This is a genomic window from endosymbiont GvMRE of Glomus versiforme, assembly GCF_003546845.1.
Genome location: NZ_NWVA01000002.1, coordinates 567,656 through 583,137 on the forward strand (window position 1 = coordinate 567,656; position 15,482 = coordinate 583,137).

Here is a 15,482-nt window from a genome sequence, read left to right on the forward strand (position 1 = left end):
AAAGAGTATTAAAATATATAATTATAAGGAGATATAGATATGATAGACGCCCAAAAATGATTAAATGAAAAATATCCAAATAGAAACGAAATAAAACAAATTAAATTAGAAGAAGAAACATTAATAACTGGTCAATTATTAATTGATGATTTTCCTTGTTTGGAAAAAATAAATGTGGAAGGAAATTGGGATAATTGAGGTAAGTTGACTGGATTAGTAATAAAAAAATGCCCAAAATTGAAAGAGTTGAATTTCAGTTATAATGAAATAGAGGAGTTTGCTATTGCTAATTGTCCGCAACTTCATAATAACTTTGATTATTCGTTTAACAAGCAGTTAGAAGAATTAACTAAGTTTGATGGTTCCAAATTAGATTATAATGTTGTTTCTTATATTGGTTCACTAGATAATGATTTATATCAACAATTAAAAGCTGGCTTGCCTGGCACTAAACATGAAGACTTGCAGAGGCTTTGTTTAGGCTGCTTAACTGAGGGAGGGCATAAAAATAGCACTTCTTATAATTATTATGCTGAAATAAAATTAACCAAAGGCGGAACTGTTGAATATGGGGTCACTGCTACCGGAAATCGACGAGAGACCTTTGAGGTTCCTGAGGAAGGGGGATTATTAATAGTTAATATTAATGCTGCTGATGGAGGAACTATTAAAATAAAAAGGAACCAAATTAAAAATGCTAACAAAAGTTCCAAAGAAAGTGAGGAAAGAGAAAAAGAAAAATTAGTAGAAATGATTCAAAAGTTGGAAAATAAGTTAAAAGAAGTCAGTGATGAGCAATGAAAAAAACAGTTAGAAGAAGGAAAGAAAGAACTAGAAGAAAAGTTAATTGCAACCCAAAAGAAATTAGAAGATAGTGAAGAGCAAAAGCAGAAATTACAATTTGAGTATGACGAATTAAAGCAAGGACTAGAAGAAAGAAAAGAACAAATTGAAGAACTAAAACAAGTAAAAATTGCTGACCAACAAAACTTTAAAGAACAAGTTGAAGAGTTAGAAAAGCAAAAGCAGTTAACTGAAAACGAGACAAAAATTTTGCAAAAACTCAAAGAATTGTTTAGTATTTTTAATGAGCAACTTGATAGTAAAAATGTTGAGAAGCTTGAAAAATTATTAAAAGATTATAAGGAAGCTGATTTCACTAATACTCCTCACTTGCCTGACATTTTTAAGTTGGAGAACGAAGGTATATCCGGTTACATTGGCTCTTCAATTAATCATTATTATGAGTGACAAGAAGCAAGAAAAGAAGTAGAAAAACTAAGATCTAATATTAAACAAGAAGAAGGCAAAAACGCTGAAAAGATAGAAAAGTTGAAGCAGAAAATTAATGACTTGAGTTTTCGTACTCAAGAGCAACAAATAGCCTCTCTCCAAGAAGAATTAAAAATTGCTCAAGACTACGCTAAAGAATTAAAAAATACTTTAAAAAGCACTGTCCAAACTTTGGAAAAAGAAACTCAAACTGATTTAACTAGTGAAGACATAAATCAAAAAGACCTTCAAATAGAATACCATAAGCAGCAATTAACTAAGCAAAAAAGATTATCTATTAAAATTCAGCCAATAAATCCTAGTTTAGGAGACACAAGTTGAACAAAATTGTCGACAGAAACCGGAGAAAAACCCTTAAGTCCTTCACAAATCAGAGCTAGGGAAAAACAAAAAAAACAGCAACAGGAACAATCAGCCCAAATTCAACAAGTCGATTATCCTCCTAATCCTCGATAAGTTTCTTGAATAAGCATTAAAACATAATATCATGAAGGCCCAAATTATTAAAGCAATTACTTTTCTTGCAACCGCTCCTTATATTGCTTGGGAAGCCCGTCAAGATGATGAAATTGAATATTATCGCAATTTAGTTGAAGCTCGTGAAGTTAGGGAGCAGATGGAAAAATGACTTTATGAAGATTTACAAAAAGAGTTAAGAAAAGAACCAACTGAGAAGCGAGAAGCAGTGATTACTTTTAATCATTTCCTAAAAAACATTTTTGGCCAAGGACTAGAAGGAGTTACTGAGGCTCTTCATTTTGCTCGTTGACTAAGAACAAAAATTAACTCTTCAGAAAAACAAGTAGTTCAATTAGACCAATTAATTGAAAAGACTAGGCGGACAGTTCAGAATTTAGAAAATCAAGAGTTTGACAAGATAAATATCAGTGAAAGTGATTATGAAGTTATTAATCAACGACAAATCGCTCACGAAAAAGAAAAGACGGAATGGCAAAAATTGTTGGTTAAATTAGAAAGCGAAATGGATGCTCTTTTAGCCCAAAATTGAGTTAACTATGATTTAGTGGAAGAAGAAGTTGAACATAATGGTTCTGAATATACTCTTATTAGCACAATTAAAGGATTAAAAGAAGAAAAAGACCAACAAATTTCTGAATTACAGGGCAAGATTGCTGAATTTGAACGAGAAAACCAACGACTTAAAGGTGAATTAGAGAGCCAACAAAATCAATCACAAGCCCAAGTTATTCAACTCACTTCTTCTCTCCCTTTTAATACTTCCAATTAACCTTTTTATTTACTTTTTGTCTCCAAAATAAACCACCTAATAAACATGATGCTGAAAAAGATAAAAAGAAAATAAGAACAAATGAAACCGCGCTGGTTATAATCATTCCTATTTGTGTCCCATGATTTCATAAGACTTAACCAAAGAATAGATAAATAAATCAAAGAAAGAAAAAAGACAATGGTAAGCAAAGGTAATCAAAATTTAGAGATTATTTTTCGGTTGAGTGGCGAAAGAAAGACAACACTAAAACATATAAAGGAAAGCAAAACAATCAAAAAGAGAACAGCCATAACAAAACAATTTTTAATTAAAAATGCTGGCTTTAAACTCTCTTTTCCTTAAAAGTTAACTTTTCTATTTTTGCTGAACTTTTTCATTTAAAAGATTTTTTAGCAAAAATTTTCTCTCTTAATTATTACCCTTTATTTTTAATGCTAAATTTTTTTCTTTGAAAAATCTTAAAAATTATTATATAGGAGAAATTATTATGAAAAAACTTTATAGTTGTAAACATCAAAAAGAGGCTATTAATCCTTGTTCTATTTGTAGTGAAGAAAGAATAAATTATTTGTGTGGTTCATGCCAATGACATGGAAAAAAGAAAGAATTATCTTCCAAAGGAAATTGCCCGAAATGTGATAATATGGTAGGGGAAATAAATTCTGCCAGCGAGCAACGTTCCTCATGCAATAAATGTGGAAAGAAAATTAAAAGTGGAGAATTACAAAGTCCGTATGATGATAATGAGCATAATGAAAAGTGAGTAGAAGCACACGATTGTCAACCTAATTCTGAAAAAGTAAAGCAAAAAGATAAACAGGAAACCGAAAAAGATATTCCGACAATAGAAGAAGATAAGTCTAACAAAAGGTTCCACATTAGTTGTAAAGATTGTAATTTTTCGATGAGTTGAAATTATGAAGGCAGCGAATCAGAAACATACGAAGAGGCTAAAAAAAAAGCCAAAGAACTTTTAACCAAGTTCTGACAAAATCATCAACAATCCTTTCATTCTAGCACAAACCAGAGAGAGAGAGAGAGAGAGAGTTGACCCCGGCGAGAATTCTCATGACGAAGATAAATGCTTGTTTTGTGGCAAAAATTTAAAGCGTCCAATTGGTGAAAATAAATATTATTCGGAGGGGATAAAAATAAAGACCGACGGAGAAGAAAAAGTTTTTTGTTCTTTTGAATGCCTGAATAAATATAACAATCAACAAAAACAAACAAAAAGTAATCAGCAAGACCAAGCAAAGGATAAAACAAAAAACTCAAATCAACAAGACAATTCTAATGATAAAACATGAATTATTTTCTCTATTTTAGGGGTTGTTGTTATAGTTTTTGGAGGCTTAATTTATTTTTTGTTGAAAAGAAAGAAAAAACAATAGTGTAAATGAAAAATAAAGTAAAAAAAAATGCTAGATTTTTTGAATTAGAAAGAATTGGTTATATTTGGTCTAATAAAAACCCTAAGGTAGAAAGGATAAAAATGGCCAAAAACACACAAGTCACGCCCATCAAAATTCTTCGTCAATCAGTAGTTCAATTGATTTTTTTTCCGTTTTGCCACCTTCCCCGATAAGGTAGAAAATTGTTACTGCTTAAAAATATCATAAGTATTAAATAACTAATGGCTGCAAAAATTCATACTACAAACGCTAAAGATTTTCAAAATTCTAACATAATTTCATTAAAAAATTTTTTTAATCGCCTCGTTATTTAAATTGTTTTATTATCAAATAATTATGAATTCAACTAACTAATTTTTCTTGGTCAACTATAAATTCTTTTTTTTTTTGACAGTCTTTTACTAACACTTTTTTTTCTTTTAATTCTTTTTTGCCGATAATAATAGCCAAACGAGGAGAATAATAGTTAATGTTTTTGAGAAGATTTTTAACTTTTTTAACTTCCAAATTAGAGACAACTTGGCAATTTTTGCTTAACTCTTCTTGCCAAGAAGCAACCAATGAACAAACTGATTCTTCTAAAATCAAAAAAAGAACATCAGGTTTAAAATCAGTTTTTCATTTCTCCGAAAGAGACAAATAATTAACTAAACGGTCCACACCTAAGGCAAATCCAGTTGCTGGAAATTCTTTTTCCCCTAACTGCTGAAAGAGTTTATCATATCTACCACCGCCTAAAATTACTTGTTTGTCATCATTTAGGGAAAGTTCAAAAACAATGCCGGTATAATAATCAAGACCTCTTACTAATCATTTATTGTAGTAGTGATTAATTTTTAATTCGTCTAATTTTTTAGTGATTTTTTTTAAATAGGCTAGTTCGGTTTTTTCTAACACTTTTTGGTAAGAAGGCAATTTTTCTAGTTTACAAACTTTACAGTCTAAAATTCGTAGAGGATTAAGTTGATAACGTCTTTGACAATCCAGACAAAGTTCCTTATCTAGTAAATATTCTTTCAATATTGATTTGTATTTTTCTCTGGTTTCTGAACCACCAAGATAATTTCAATGAAGCACGGTGTTTTCTTTTAAATCAAAAGTTATAATGATTTGCTTAATTAACCAAAGTAGTTCTCCATCAGCCATTATTCCATTAGCATTAATTAATTCTACTCCTAATTGCCAAAATTCTCGATAACGACCATCCTGTGGTCGCTCATAACGGAACATGTTCCCTCAATAATATAAACGCAAAGGGTATCCAGGATTAACTAATTTATTTTGGTAAACTAAGCGCACAACACTTGCAGTTCCTTCGGGACGCAGAACCAGTTGTCTTCCTTTACGGTCGGAAAAAGCAAACATTTCCTTTTGAATGATATCTGTGGCTTCACCTACGGAGATAGTAAATAATTCTTGGTATTCATAAGTAGGTAAAATAACTGGTTGATAGCCAGCACGATTAAGAATATTTTGGGTAATTTGTTGAATTTGCTGGTAAATAATTGCTTTGGTTGGCAAAATATCCTGGGTACCTCGGGGTTTAGGCAACAATTTACTCATTTTCTCGTTATTAATTAAAATTTTTGTCTTGCTTTTTATTTTTTCTTTAAATTCTTTTCATGGAGAAAAAAGAAAAAGAATCGTATTTTTATTTAATTACAATTGCCTATGATGGAAGCGATTTTGTTGGCTGAGCTAAGCAACCACAGCAATTTACTGTTCAAGGATATATTGAAAAGATTTTAAACAAAATTTTTAAAATAAACCAGTTTACTCAGCAAAAAATTAATATTTTAGCGGCTAGTCGTACTGATAAAGGCGTTCATGCCCTCAATCAAAAATTTACTTTTCGCCTACCTTTTTTTCTTTCTTGTCAAAAGTTAAAGCGAATTCTAGTCAAATCTTTACAGGAATACATTCTAGTCAAAAGTGTTCGCCAAGTAAAAAAAAAGTTTCACCCAATTAAAAGTGTAAGTAAAAAAGAATATCGTTATTATATGAATACTGGAAAATACAATCTTTTTGCTAAAAAATACTGTTGAGAATATAATTTGCTCCTGGATACCAAAAAACTCAATAATATTTTAACCATTTTTCAAGGAAAACACGATTTTTTTAATTTTTCCTTTTGTCGTCAGAAAGACCAGGATAAAACTGTTACTATCCGTACTATTGAGAAAATAAGGTGCTGAAAGAGGGAAGAATTGTTGATAATTAGTATAAATGCTCGTGGTTTTTTGCGTTACCAAATTCGGGCCATGATTGGCGAAAGCATTAAGTGCTACGAAGGAAAACAAACTATTAAAAAACTACAAGAAAAATTAAATTATCCTCAGAAAAAAAGTTTAAAGTACCAAACATTGGCTCCGGCGAGTGGTCTCTATCTTTATAAAATAACTTACGGTAAAGTTAAAAACTTTTTAATAGAAAAAAATGTTTAACTGATTAAAGAATTTAGCCAAAGGTTTCGGCAAACTACTCAATGAGCCCACTTGGGATAGTTTAAAGAACTTTTTAAGGACTAATTGACCAGCACTTTTGCTCTTTATTATCTTAATTTTCGTTATTGCTTATATTGTTTCTAAAATTTTTGAAATTGTGGTGAAAATTGCTTTGGTGATTTTTCTCATTTGATTTGTTTTCATGTTACTTTTCAAAAGAAAAGAATTAATGGAAGGTTTACGAAATATCGGAAAAGGGAGCGAGAATAGCCAGCAAACCAATAATCAGTCTGATAAATAATTAATTTTGGCAATAGTAAAGAACTTTAATTAAATATTAAGACTAAGCAGTTATTGTTCTTATTTCTCAATATTACTTGGATATTTTTTTGTATTCGTGTCTTTCATTTTTCTTCGCTGAATTTTCCCATTCTGCCCCTTTCTCGGAAAATTTGATAGCGAGAGAAGCGTTCTTTTAATTTCTTGTTTTGCTCAGAAGAAAAATTACTAAAAGCAATTATTTGTCTAGTTTTTTTATTTATGTATTTACCATCCTCTATTTCTCAGTCAACATTTCCTTCAGTGATTTCTTTCATTAATTCATTACTGTATTCTTCAAAATTTTTAATTTCCTCTATAGTGATTGCTTTGTTTTTTGTCATATATTATAATTTATAGTATATATTAGCCAAACTTTTATTTTTTTATTAAAATATTATTAAACAAATATGAAAATTTATTTTAGCCCCAGTTTTATTCAAAAGCCAATTAATTTTGCTACTTATCAAGAGAAAGGTCAAGAATATTTGCTTTTTTGGATGACGGCAGGTGAATTTTTGACTTTTGAAAATCCTAATTGTTTACTTCTAGTTCCTAATAATTCGACTTTGGCTCAACAAATTAAAGAACTTGTCGATAAGGACGAAACTTATTATCATATTTTTGCTACTCCGGCTGAAAATTTAAGGTTTAAATCTAATTTTTATAAAGTAAAAAATACTACTTTTCACGGATTAATAATTAAAGATACTAACCAAGTGGGAAAAATTGTTGGAAATGAATCAAAACGTGCTAGACCAGAACCGAGCCAAATCACTTTTAAAGCAATTAAATGAACCAAAGAAAAGGAAAATAAGTGAGGAAGTTTTATTGGTAAACTAGAAATTGAACCTTTTTCATTAGGAATAGAAAATTTACCGCCAATTACTCGCCTAGAATTTATGTTTGTTACTAAGGAAAACCCCTCACCGGGACCCGGCGACCCGAATGTTAAAAACCTGACTGAAAGTGAATTATATAAGTCAAATATATTACCCGAGAGTGCCGGAAAAACTTTTACTATGAAAGTTAAAAAGTTTTATTTTAATGACTCAAACACCTTGCATTTTTCTAATAGTGATAATTATGTTTTTGGTTCCTTATCCGAAAAGAAAAATCAAAATGGTAATCAAGAAAAAATCCCCGAAACACTACCGAAAAATGATAATTCTGATGAATCTTTTGCTTCTAAACCTAATCAAATTAACCACAAAGAAACATGAGAAAAACCAGTAAACTGAAAAATAATTTTAATAGTCAGTGGGATTATTATCGGATTAAGTTTTCTTGCCTTTATTATTTATGTCATTACAACAAAAAAAAAAAAATAAGTTCTAAACTTAACCAGTGTTTAAATTAAACAAGATTTAATAATAGACAATAGGATTAATTAAAGAGTGGAGAAAAATGAAAGATAAAATTTATGGTAGCAGGAAGAGGATTCGAACCTCCGTTTGACGAATATGAGTCGCCTGTTCTAACCAACTTAACTATCCTGCCTTTTCTTTTTCTCGCAACTAATAAATCTTCATTTCTAGTAAAAACAAATTCCTGCTTCGCCCTAGTTTTCAAATGCTTTTGTTGAGTAATTTATTTTCCTGTTAGTTCTAGGATTATGACTTTTTTGCCAGGTTTTAGTATTCTTAGGGTGATTCATTAACAAAACCATTATGCCATGTCAAATTGTCTAATTTTTTTACTCCTTTAGAAAGCAACATTTTTGTGGTGATTCTTGTTGATACATAATTTTTTAAATTTCAAGGACTTCGGCAAAAGTAATTTTTTTTCGAACCTTTTTCGAACCTTTATATATAATTTTTTTATAATATTTTACTATTCCTTTTTTTAAGGCGTGGAGAGTTCGATCTTTTTTGCTGCAATATACATTTTTTCCAGCATTGACTTCGCTTCCTAACTGCCTGCGAATTATCATTCCGGCTTCTACTTTGTCTCCGTCATGCTTTTTAACACCGCGTCTTTTAGAATTTGAATCATGAGAGCGATTAGTTTTTGCTGAACCACCAGCCTTTTTTTGGGCGAAAAATTGTAGGTCTAACTTGAAAAGTTTTTTTTCCATAATATATTAAGTTTTATAAAGATGACAACGCTTTTTATGGTTGCTTTTTTAGTAATGACTATTCAAATCAGACGCCAAAAAATAAAAGAAAACTCATAAATTTCCATAGAATAAAAAACTTTCTCTAAAAAAACATAACTCAATATTTATGCTGCTAAAATTTATATAACTCATGGAAAAAAAATCTAATTCCGCAGAAAAAATTCTCCTTAACTATTACCAAAAAGAAAGAAAAAGACAAAAAAGCACTCTTAATTTAATTGCTTCAGAAAACTATCCTTCTAAAAAAGTGTTGTTTTATGGCGGCTCCTTGTTAATGAATAAATATGCTGAGGGATATCCTGGTTCTCGTTATTATCAAGGCTGTCAGTATATTGATAAAATTGAAGAATTAACTATTGATTTAGCCAAAAAATTATTTAAATTTGAGTATGCTAATGTCCAGCCCCATTCCGGTTCTCAAGCCAACCAAGCCGTTTATTTAGCCCTTTTAAAACCTGGTGATAAAATTTTGAGTTTAAATTTGTTGGCCGGTGGGCATTTAACTCACGGAGCCAAAGTAAACTTTTCCGGAACTTTTTACCAAGTTCATTATTACAATCTTAACCCTTTTACCCAAAAACTAGACTACGAAGAAATTAGCAAAATCGCTCAAGAAGTTAAACCAAAATTAATTGTTACTGGTTATAGCGCTTATAGTTTAAAAATTGATTTTGCTAAGTTTCGACAAATTGCTGATAGAATTAGTGCTTATTTACTGGCCGATATCGCCCATACGGCAGGATTAGTGGCTGCTGATTTGTTTCCCAATCCTATCAATTACGCTGATGTGATTACTTTCACTACTCATAAAACTTTAAGAGGACCACGAGGAGCAGTAATTTTAGCCAAAAAAGAATTAGGAGCAAAAATTGATAAAGCCGTCTTTCCCGGCAACCAGGGAGGACCAAATCCCGCAATTATCGCTGCTAAGGCTCAATGTTTTTTGGAAGCACTTCAACCAGAATTCAGGGAATACCAAAAAAAAGTCTTAAAAAATGCGAAAGCCATGGCTGATTATTTTCAAAAAAAAGGAGTAAAAGTAATCAGTGGAGGTACTGAGACCCATTTATTACTAATTGACACCAAAAACAGTTATAATTTAACCGGCAAAGAAGCCGCGGAAAAGTTAGAAAAAATAGGAGTTATTTGTAATAAAAACATGCTCCCTTATGATAGTGAAAAACCTTGAATTACGAGTGGTATTCGGTTGGGTTCGCCTGCTTTGACCACTCGTGGCTTAGGAGAAAAAGAATTTAAGGAGATAGCACAAATCATTCATAATATTTTACAAAATCCATCTGACCCAAAATTAAAAAAAGCAAGTAAAAGTAAAGTGGAAATTTTGGTTAAAAAGTTTTTTCAGTCACAAAAACATTAAAATTATATATATATATATATATATATATATGGAAAACGAAAAAAAATGATGTAAGCACTGTAAAAACGAATATTTTCCGGAGGAACTTAATAAAAATCCAGAAACAAAGAAGTTAAAAGACAAATTAAAAGCCCGCAATCACGATAGTTGATGCTTAAATTGTGTTAAAACTGCTCATGATAACAATTTTCAAGGAGAATGAGCCGGTAATAATTTATCTCCGGGTGATTTACCAGATGATGAATACGACCACACCCACTGGCAATTTCGCCATGTGGTAATGTGATTAGAAAAATATATTGAAGTATTAAGTTATTATCCCGATTGACCACAAAGAAAACAATTAGACAATAGTTCTATTAAACGAAAAGATGTCAATGACCCGCAAAAAATAGAAAGAACATTTCCGACTATGTTGGGCTTTTTGAGACTTTTGGTGTATAATCCGCCTTGGCTTCTTAACGAATTAAAAGAAGAATTTTACAAATGAATAAATGCTACCGGAATCAATGCTGACAACTGCCCCGAAAGGTTGAAACATTATTTATTTGGAATACATGAGATACTGGAAGGTGAGACAGAAAAATTTGATAAAGAAAGGAAAAATCGAAAACGAGAACTACATCCTAATTCTCCTGAATATGCTGAAAAAGTGAAGGAGGGATTTAATGTCATCAATGAAATATTAGCCAGCGGAGAAGTAGACAAAATAAAAGAGAATGAAAAAGGCAGATTTAATGGTAATGTAGAGCGAGGAAAGGAAACTTTTCAGCAAATTGCTAATTCTATTTCGAATAATGATTATCAGAATTTTCATTTTTTTCCGCAAATGAGCAGTGAAGAAAGAGAAGAATATAAAAGAAAAAAAGGAAAAGACTATATCAGTCCCATTCTCCACGGTTGAAGAACTAATAGCATTAACGAAATTACTCAGGCTCTGAACCAAGAACCCAAAATAACGAATAATGATTTAGAATTGAATAATCAAAATTGAGAGGAGCAAATAAACCAAACCGAAGATATTATTAAAATTCAAAATATTAAAGGAGCAGTTTTAGCCGACATTCAAACCAAAAGGCAAGAAAAAAAACAAGCCGAGTCAATATCTCCAAAAACTAACTATGTTTTATGAACAGGCTTAGGTATTAGCGGTTTTTTATTAATTAGTTTAATTATTTGGCTAGCAACAAAAAAAAAGAATAAGCAATAATAATTAATCTTGTTAATCTAAATAATAATAAATTATAATTGTCAATATTTAAATTTTCACTACGCGCGGGCGCGATAAAAATACTTTTTATTAATTGGTAATGTATTTGACAGCCCTAATTTAGTGCCCAATAATGTTTTAGTTAAACACGAATCGGCTAGCATGGTGGTTCAGGCTCAGAACCCTTGTAACAACGAAGTTTGTGTGAAAAATTAAAAATTTGTGAAAACGGAAACAACAATAATAATCCTACATGTCAAGCCGAAAAAGTTACTTGTTTCGCAGTTTGTAGCGCTCTTGCAAATTGTAATGTAACTGCTAATTGTTAATGTTTTTTGATACTTCAAATAAATATAGCAATTTATTCTTATTTTGCTTTTATTTTTTTCACAAGTATCGAACTAATCTTATAATTCCTACTTAATTGCAGCAAATTTTATGTTTGTTTGCATCAAAAATGAGCAAATTCAACATCTAAACTTAAAAATTTTAGAGAATAGAGAAAGTTGAAATAATTTCCTAAAAGTAGTCTAGATCTGTTCTTTGCTTTTTTCTTTTGAATGTTTTTCCAAATAAACCCGATAATGATATCTGCTGCACTAATAATCTTTATTTAATTGTCTTTTTTGATTGATTTCATTTTTTTGTTTGTAGACGTCCAGCAGTTTTTTTTCATCAAGATTTGCTTGTCAGCATAATTTTTCAAAAATTCGTAATCAGTCTTGGTAATTTTTTTCAGTTTTGCTGATTTTGCCTTTAATTTTTCTTGGTCGGGGCAAATTAAGTTTTTTAGTTCTTTCGAAAAGATTAAGTAAAAGGTTATTCAAAGCAAATTCTTTTTTACTCAAAAATTTTTGAAAGCGATAGCTAGTAAAATCAACTTTTGCGGAATTGCTTAAACTAAGAAAAAAATGCAAACAGTCTATCAATTCTATTTGAACTTTTTTCAAATCTACTTTTTTGTCCTTTTTTCAATATTTAAAAGTCTTTAATTCATTAGCTACTTCTCCAATTTCAACAAATAAAGAAATTTTTCGTAAGAAAAAGGTGTCTTTCGTTTCTAATTCGTTTTGCTGATGAATAAAAATATCTAGGTTTTTTTGCTTTTCTTGTAAAAAATCAAAGGTTTTTTGACTCAACACTACTGATGATTTCTTCATTTTAGATTTTTGCTTTGTTATTGTTTTTACTATTTTCCTTATAGAGTTTTTGACATTTTTTTAAAATTTCTTCAGCTTCTTTTTTGCCTTTAAATCCTGCTACTTCTACTTTTTTATTTTCTAAATCTTTATAGTGGGAAAAAAAGTGAATTATTTTCTTTTTTCTTTTCTCAGGAACATCCTCTAACTTCTGAATATAGTCTAATTCAGTTTCATTGTTGTCTATTGCCAATAATTTATCATCTTGTTCTCCATCATCAGTCATTTTTAAAACTCCAATGATTCGCACTTCAGCATATTGCACTTTGCCATGACTTTTTGGGGAAACAGTTTTTTCAGTTAAACAAATAACATCTAATTCATCTCCATCAGGAGCTAATGTTTCGGGAATAAAGCCATACTTTTCCGGATAATGCATAGCCACCAACAAAATTCTATCTAGTTCTAACTTCTTTGTAATTGGATTATATTCATATTTATCAGAACTACCTTTTGGTATTTCAACAATCATTTTCATATTGTATTTTTATTATTTAACTTGAAGAAAATGCTCTGCTACTTGCAGAATAGGAACATTTTCCAGGGACTTTAATAAAGTTTTTTTAGTTTTCGTAAATCTAATGCCATTAGAAATAGAAAATACTAATAGTTTTAAATTGTTGTTTTTTATTTCGCTATTGCTTATGATTTAAATTTTCTCTTTCTTTTAAGAATTTTTCCTTTTGTTTGTCAATAACAAAAAATCTTCGAAGTCAATTTTCTTTATTTTAATAAAATAATTATTGATATCGAGACTTCTTTAATTTACATCACTAATAATCTTTTCTTTAATCAGAGAAGCAAAGAAGACAACTTAAAGGGACTAAAATTAGTTAAAAAAAGCATAATTGTAAACAAATATTAAAACAAAAAAAATAAACATTAAAAAAAGATAAACGGCTTGTAATTGCTTAGTTAATTTAGTAAAGCCAGTATTTTTATAAATTTGTTCCCCGCTTTCTTGGGAAGGAGAAAAATCACTTTGTTCGCCAAAAAAAAAAGAAAGAGCAAATGATGCTAAACCCACTAGTCAGATTAAAATTAATAAAAAAACTCGCATATAATTTAATTTTGCCAAAAACTAATATTTTTATAACATTACTTGGATTAAATTTTGGCTCCTATAAACAAATTTTGTAACCTTGAATTCCTTCAGCAAAAATTTCTTTTCCTCTTTCCGTGCACGCGTGACTATCAATTAGAGAACAAAAAACAAAAAAAATGGTTAACTAGCCATAGCGAAGAATAGGAAAAGAGAAACTAGTTGGTCAAAGATACCCGTCAAACTGAAAGCGAGTTCGAGGAACATTTAAAAATGCCAGTTGTTCTAGGAAGCGTATGATTCTAAGAAACTGAATTAGTGAAAAAATATTGAAAGGAAATTAATACTATAACAGGAATTAATGAAAATATAAATTTGCTGGTTTTGGTGCTAGTGTTGACGAAAGCCAAATAGGATTTAGCACTCCTTTTGGAGAAATAAAGTTTAATTATCGATAAGATTTTAATGCCTTTAATTGAAATCGAAACTTCTTTTCCAGTAGAAACATTTTTAAAGCGTTGTGTTAGGTGTAAAAAAAAATTCGTCCTGGAGAAGGGGTAGCAAAAACTTCTGGGCTTTCACGAGGTTATTGAAGAAACGAAATTTTCTGTAAAAAAGACAAAATTTTAACAGGATGTGCTAATTTATGTGATTAAGTAAAAATTAATTATATATGTCTGAGTTTTTTAATTTGCCTTCTTTTATTTTAGGTATTCTAGTGGGAGCAATTGCTGGTTGCTTTCTTGCTTATTACTTTCTTAAAAAGTACATGGAAAAAAAAATGCAAGAAGTTACCAAACTAATGAAAAAAGAAGAAATTAGACAGTTAGCAAGTGCTTTCGGTCATAATTTATCCGAGCAGCAAATTAATTTGATGATGACTAGTATGGAAAGAGCCATGGAACAAGCTAAGACTAAGAACAAAAAAAAATAATGGTTATTTACTACTCAATAATTTCAAAACGCTTTTAAATTCGGACTTTTGGCAAAATTCAATTAAATTTTGATTGTTTTTTCACCGGTCTCAACTAAAATCACACTGTTCTCAACTAATTGGCAAAACCAAATCACTTTTTAAAGTAATTAACTGTTTATTTTGAAAAACTAATTCTTGATTCTTGATTAATAATTCTTGAATTTTGGGAGACAAGTGTTGACTATTTTGGTAAAGTTTCTCAATTGTTCCAAAACTTTGAATTAATTGTTGAGCCGTTTTCGGGCCAATTCCGCTAACTCCTCGAACATTATCAGCTTGGTCTCCTACTAAACAAAGATAATCAATATAATTATGAGGGGAGAAGTTATATTCCTGCCAAAAATCTTGCTCAGTAAAAGCCAAAATTTCCTTCTGTACATACTTGTAAATTTTTACTTGCGGAGAAAGCAATTGCATTAAGTCTTTATCTTGGGAAAAAATTACAAAGTTTCATTCAGGATGGAGTTGCTTGTTCTGAGCAATAAAAGAGGCAATTAAATCATCAGCTTCAAAGTTAACTAGTTGTATCAGAGAAACATCACTTTGTGCCAGTAAATTTTGGAGAATATTTATTTGTTTAAGCAACTTTGGTGGAGTGGTTAAGCGATTAATTTTGTAATCTGGGTAAATCTGGTGACGGAAATTAACTTTAGTACTGTCAAAGACGACTAATAATTTTTGATAATCATTCCCTCGAAGTAAACTAATCAGCACTCGGAGAAAAATAAAAATTGCTTTTAGTTCATTTTCTCAAAGTAAATGTTGAGAAGCATGATAACAGCGGTGAAGTAAATTATTCCCATCAATGAGGAGAAAATTTTTTGGTTCTTTTTCCATAA

At 30.2% G+C, this 15,482-nt stretch carries 18 protein-coding genes and 1 tRNA gene; 11 read left to right on the forward strand and 8 right to left on the reverse strand.

The window, feature by feature from the left end; translation table 4 throughout:
• Positions 1 to 39 precede the first annotated feature (39 nt).
• The 5 genes from GvMRE_RS06570 (at position 40) to GvMRE_RS06590 (ending at position 4,130) form a co-directional block, all read left to right on the forward strand.
• Positions 40 to 1,749 (forward strand): hypothetical protein, encoded by a 1,710-nt coding sequence (locus GvMRE_RS06570; RefSeq protein ID WP_147410430.1) that lies wholly within the window; start codon positions 40 to 42, stop codon positions 1,747 to 1,749.
• A gap of 31 nt (positions 1,750 to 1,780) precedes the next feature.
• Complete coding sequence (locus GvMRE_RS06575; RefSeq protein ID WP_147410431.1) at positions 1,781 to 2,542, forward strand: coiled-coil domain-containing protein; 762 nt, start codon at positions 1,781 to 1,783, stop codon at positions 2,540 to 2,542.
• A gap of 451 nt (positions 2,543 to 2,993) precedes the next feature.
• Complete coding sequence (locus tag GvMRE_RS06580) at positions 2,994 to 3,626, forward strand: hypothetical protein (protein WP_147410432.1); 633 nt, start codon at positions 2,994 to 2,996, stop codon at positions 3,624 to 3,626.
• A 4-nt stretch (positions 3,627 to 3,630) separates the two neighbouring features.
• On the forward strand, positions 3,631 to 3,936 hold the full coding sequence (locus GvMRE_RS06585) for a type VII secretion EssA family protein (RefSeq protein WP_172575299.1): 306 nt from the start codon (positions 3,631 to 3,633) through the stop codon (positions 3,934 to 3,936).
• 5 nt (positions 3,937 to 3,941) lie between these two features.
• On the forward strand, positions 3,942 to 4,130 hold the full coding sequence (locus GvMRE_RS06590) for a hypothetical protein (RefSeq protein WP_147410434.1): 189 nt from the start codon (positions 3,942 to 3,944) through the stop codon (positions 4,128 to 4,130).
• A 133-nt stretch (positions 4,131 to 4,263) separates the two neighbouring features.
• On the opposite strand, the gene hisS is transcribed toward GvMRE_RS06590, so the two are convergent.
• Positions 4,264 to 5,520: a histidine--tRNA ligase gene (hisS, locus tag GvMRE_RS06595; RefSeq protein WP_147410435.1), complete on the reverse strand. Its 1,257-nt coding sequence runs from the start codon at positions 5,518 to 5,520 to the stop codon at positions 4,264 to 4,266.
• A gap of 59 nt (positions 5,521 to 5,579) precedes the next feature.
• Here hisS and truA point away from each other — a divergent pair, with 59 nt between their 5' ends.
• Both truA and GvMRE_RS06605 read left to right on the forward strand, forming a co-directional pair.
• Positions 5,580 to 6,401, forward strand: coding sequence for a tRNA pseudouridine(38-40) synthase TruA (gene truA, locus GvMRE_RS06600; protein WP_147410436.1), 822 nt, complete (start codon positions 5,580 to 5,582; stop codon positions 6,399 to 6,401).
• Positions 6,394 to 6,702, forward strand: a complete 309-nt coding sequence (locus GvMRE_RS06605) for a hypothetical protein (protein ID WP_147410437.1) — start codon at positions 6,394 to 6,396, stop codon at positions 6,700 to 6,702. The genes truA and GvMRE_RS06605 overlap by 8 nt, the downstream gene beginning before the upstream one ends.
• A 25-nt stretch (positions 6,703 to 6,727) precedes the next feature.
• Here the strand turns inward: GvMRE_RS06605 and GvMRE_RS06610 are convergent, their stop codons facing one another.
• Complete coding sequence (locus GvMRE_RS06610; RefSeq protein WP_147410438.1) at positions 6,728 to 7,063, reverse strand: hypothetical protein; 336 nt, start codon at positions 7,061 to 7,063, stop codon at positions 6,728 to 6,730.
• A 66-nt stretch (positions 7,064 to 7,129) separates the two neighbouring features.
• Between GvMRE_RS06610 and GvMRE_RS06615 the strand changes: the two genes are divergently transcribed.
• Positions 7,130 to 8,050 carry a hypothetical protein gene (locus tag GvMRE_RS06615; RefSeq protein WP_147410439.1) on the forward strand — a complete coding sequence of 307 codons (921 nt, stop codon included), beginning with the start codon at positions 7,130 to 7,132 and terminating at the stop codon, positions 8,048 to 8,050.
• A 93-nt stretch (positions 8,051 to 8,143) separates the two neighbouring features.
• Here GvMRE_RS06615 and GvMRE_RS06620 read toward each other — a convergent pair.
• Together GvMRE_RS06620 and GvMRE_RS06625 are read right to left on the reverse strand one after the other, a co-directional pair.
• Positions 8,144 to 8,219: transfer RNA gene (locus GvMRE_RS06620), tRNA-Met, on the reverse strand.
• A gap of 250 nt (positions 8,220 to 8,469) precedes the next feature.
• Positions 8,470 to 8,796, reverse strand: coding sequence for a 50S ribosomal protein L27 (locus tag GvMRE_RS06625; RefSeq protein WP_147410440.1), 327 nt, complete (start codon positions 8,794 to 8,796; stop codon positions 8,470 to 8,472).
• A gap of 172 nt (positions 8,797 to 8,968) precedes the next feature.
• Here GvMRE_RS06625 and GvMRE_RS06630 point away from each other — a divergent pair, with 172 nt between their 5' ends.
• A complete protein-coding gene (locus GvMRE_RS06630) occupies positions 8,969 to 10,216 on the forward strand; it encodes a serine hydroxymethyltransferase (RefSeq protein WP_147410441.1) in 1,248 nt (415 codons plus the stop codon).
• A gap of 28 nt (positions 10,217 to 10,244) precedes the next feature.
• A complete protein-coding gene (locus GvMRE_RS06635; protein ID WP_147410442.1) occupies positions 10,245 to 11,426 on the forward strand; it encodes a hypothetical protein in 1,182 nt (393 codons plus the stop codon).
• A 599-nt stretch (positions 11,427 to 12,025) separates the two neighbouring features.
• Here GvMRE_RS06635 and GvMRE_RS06640 read toward each other — a convergent pair.
• The 3 genes from GvMRE_RS06640 to GvMRE_RS06650 all read right to left on the reverse strand — a co-directional run bounded on the left by GvMRE_RS06640 (position 12,026) and on the right by GvMRE_RS06650 (position 13,685).
• The gene (locus tag GvMRE_RS06640) at positions 12,026 to 12,586 is read right to left on the reverse strand and encodes a dUTP diphosphatase (RefSeq protein ID WP_147410443.1); all 561 of its coding nucleotides are present in this window, start codon (positions 12,584 to 12,586) and stop codon (positions 12,026 to 12,028) included.
• Position 12,587: 1 nt separating this feature from the next.
• The gene (locus GvMRE_RS06645) at positions 12,588 to 13,103 is read right to left on the reverse strand and encodes an inorganic diphosphatase (RefSeq protein WP_147410444.1); all 516 of its coding nucleotides are present in this window, start codon (positions 13,101 to 13,103) and stop codon (positions 12,588 to 12,590) included.
• 351 nt (positions 13,104 to 13,454) lie between these two features.
• A complete protein-coding gene (locus GvMRE_RS06650) occupies positions 13,455 to 13,685 on the reverse strand; it encodes a hypothetical protein (RefSeq protein ID WP_147410445.1) in 231 nt (76 codons plus the stop codon).
• Positions 13,686 to 14,340: 655 nt separating this feature from the next.
• Between GvMRE_RS06650 and GvMRE_RS06655 the strand changes: the two genes are divergently transcribed.
• The gene (locus tag GvMRE_RS06655; protein WP_147410446.1) at positions 14,341 to 14,601 is read left to right on the forward strand and encodes a YneF family protein; all 261 of its coding nucleotides are present in this window, start codon (positions 14,341 to 14,343) and stop codon (positions 14,599 to 14,601) included.
• A 3-nt stretch (positions 14,602 to 14,604) separates the two neighbouring features.
• On the opposite strand, the gene GvMRE_RS06660 is transcribed toward GvMRE_RS06655, so the two are convergent.
• The gene (locus tag GvMRE_RS06660; protein WP_147410447.1) at positions 14,605 to 15,480 is read right to left on the reverse strand and encodes a 5'-3' exonuclease; all 876 of its coding nucleotides are present in this window, start codon (positions 15,478 to 15,480) and stop codon (positions 14,605 to 14,607) included.
• Between the last annotated feature and the right edge of the window lie 2 nt (positions 15,481 to 15,482).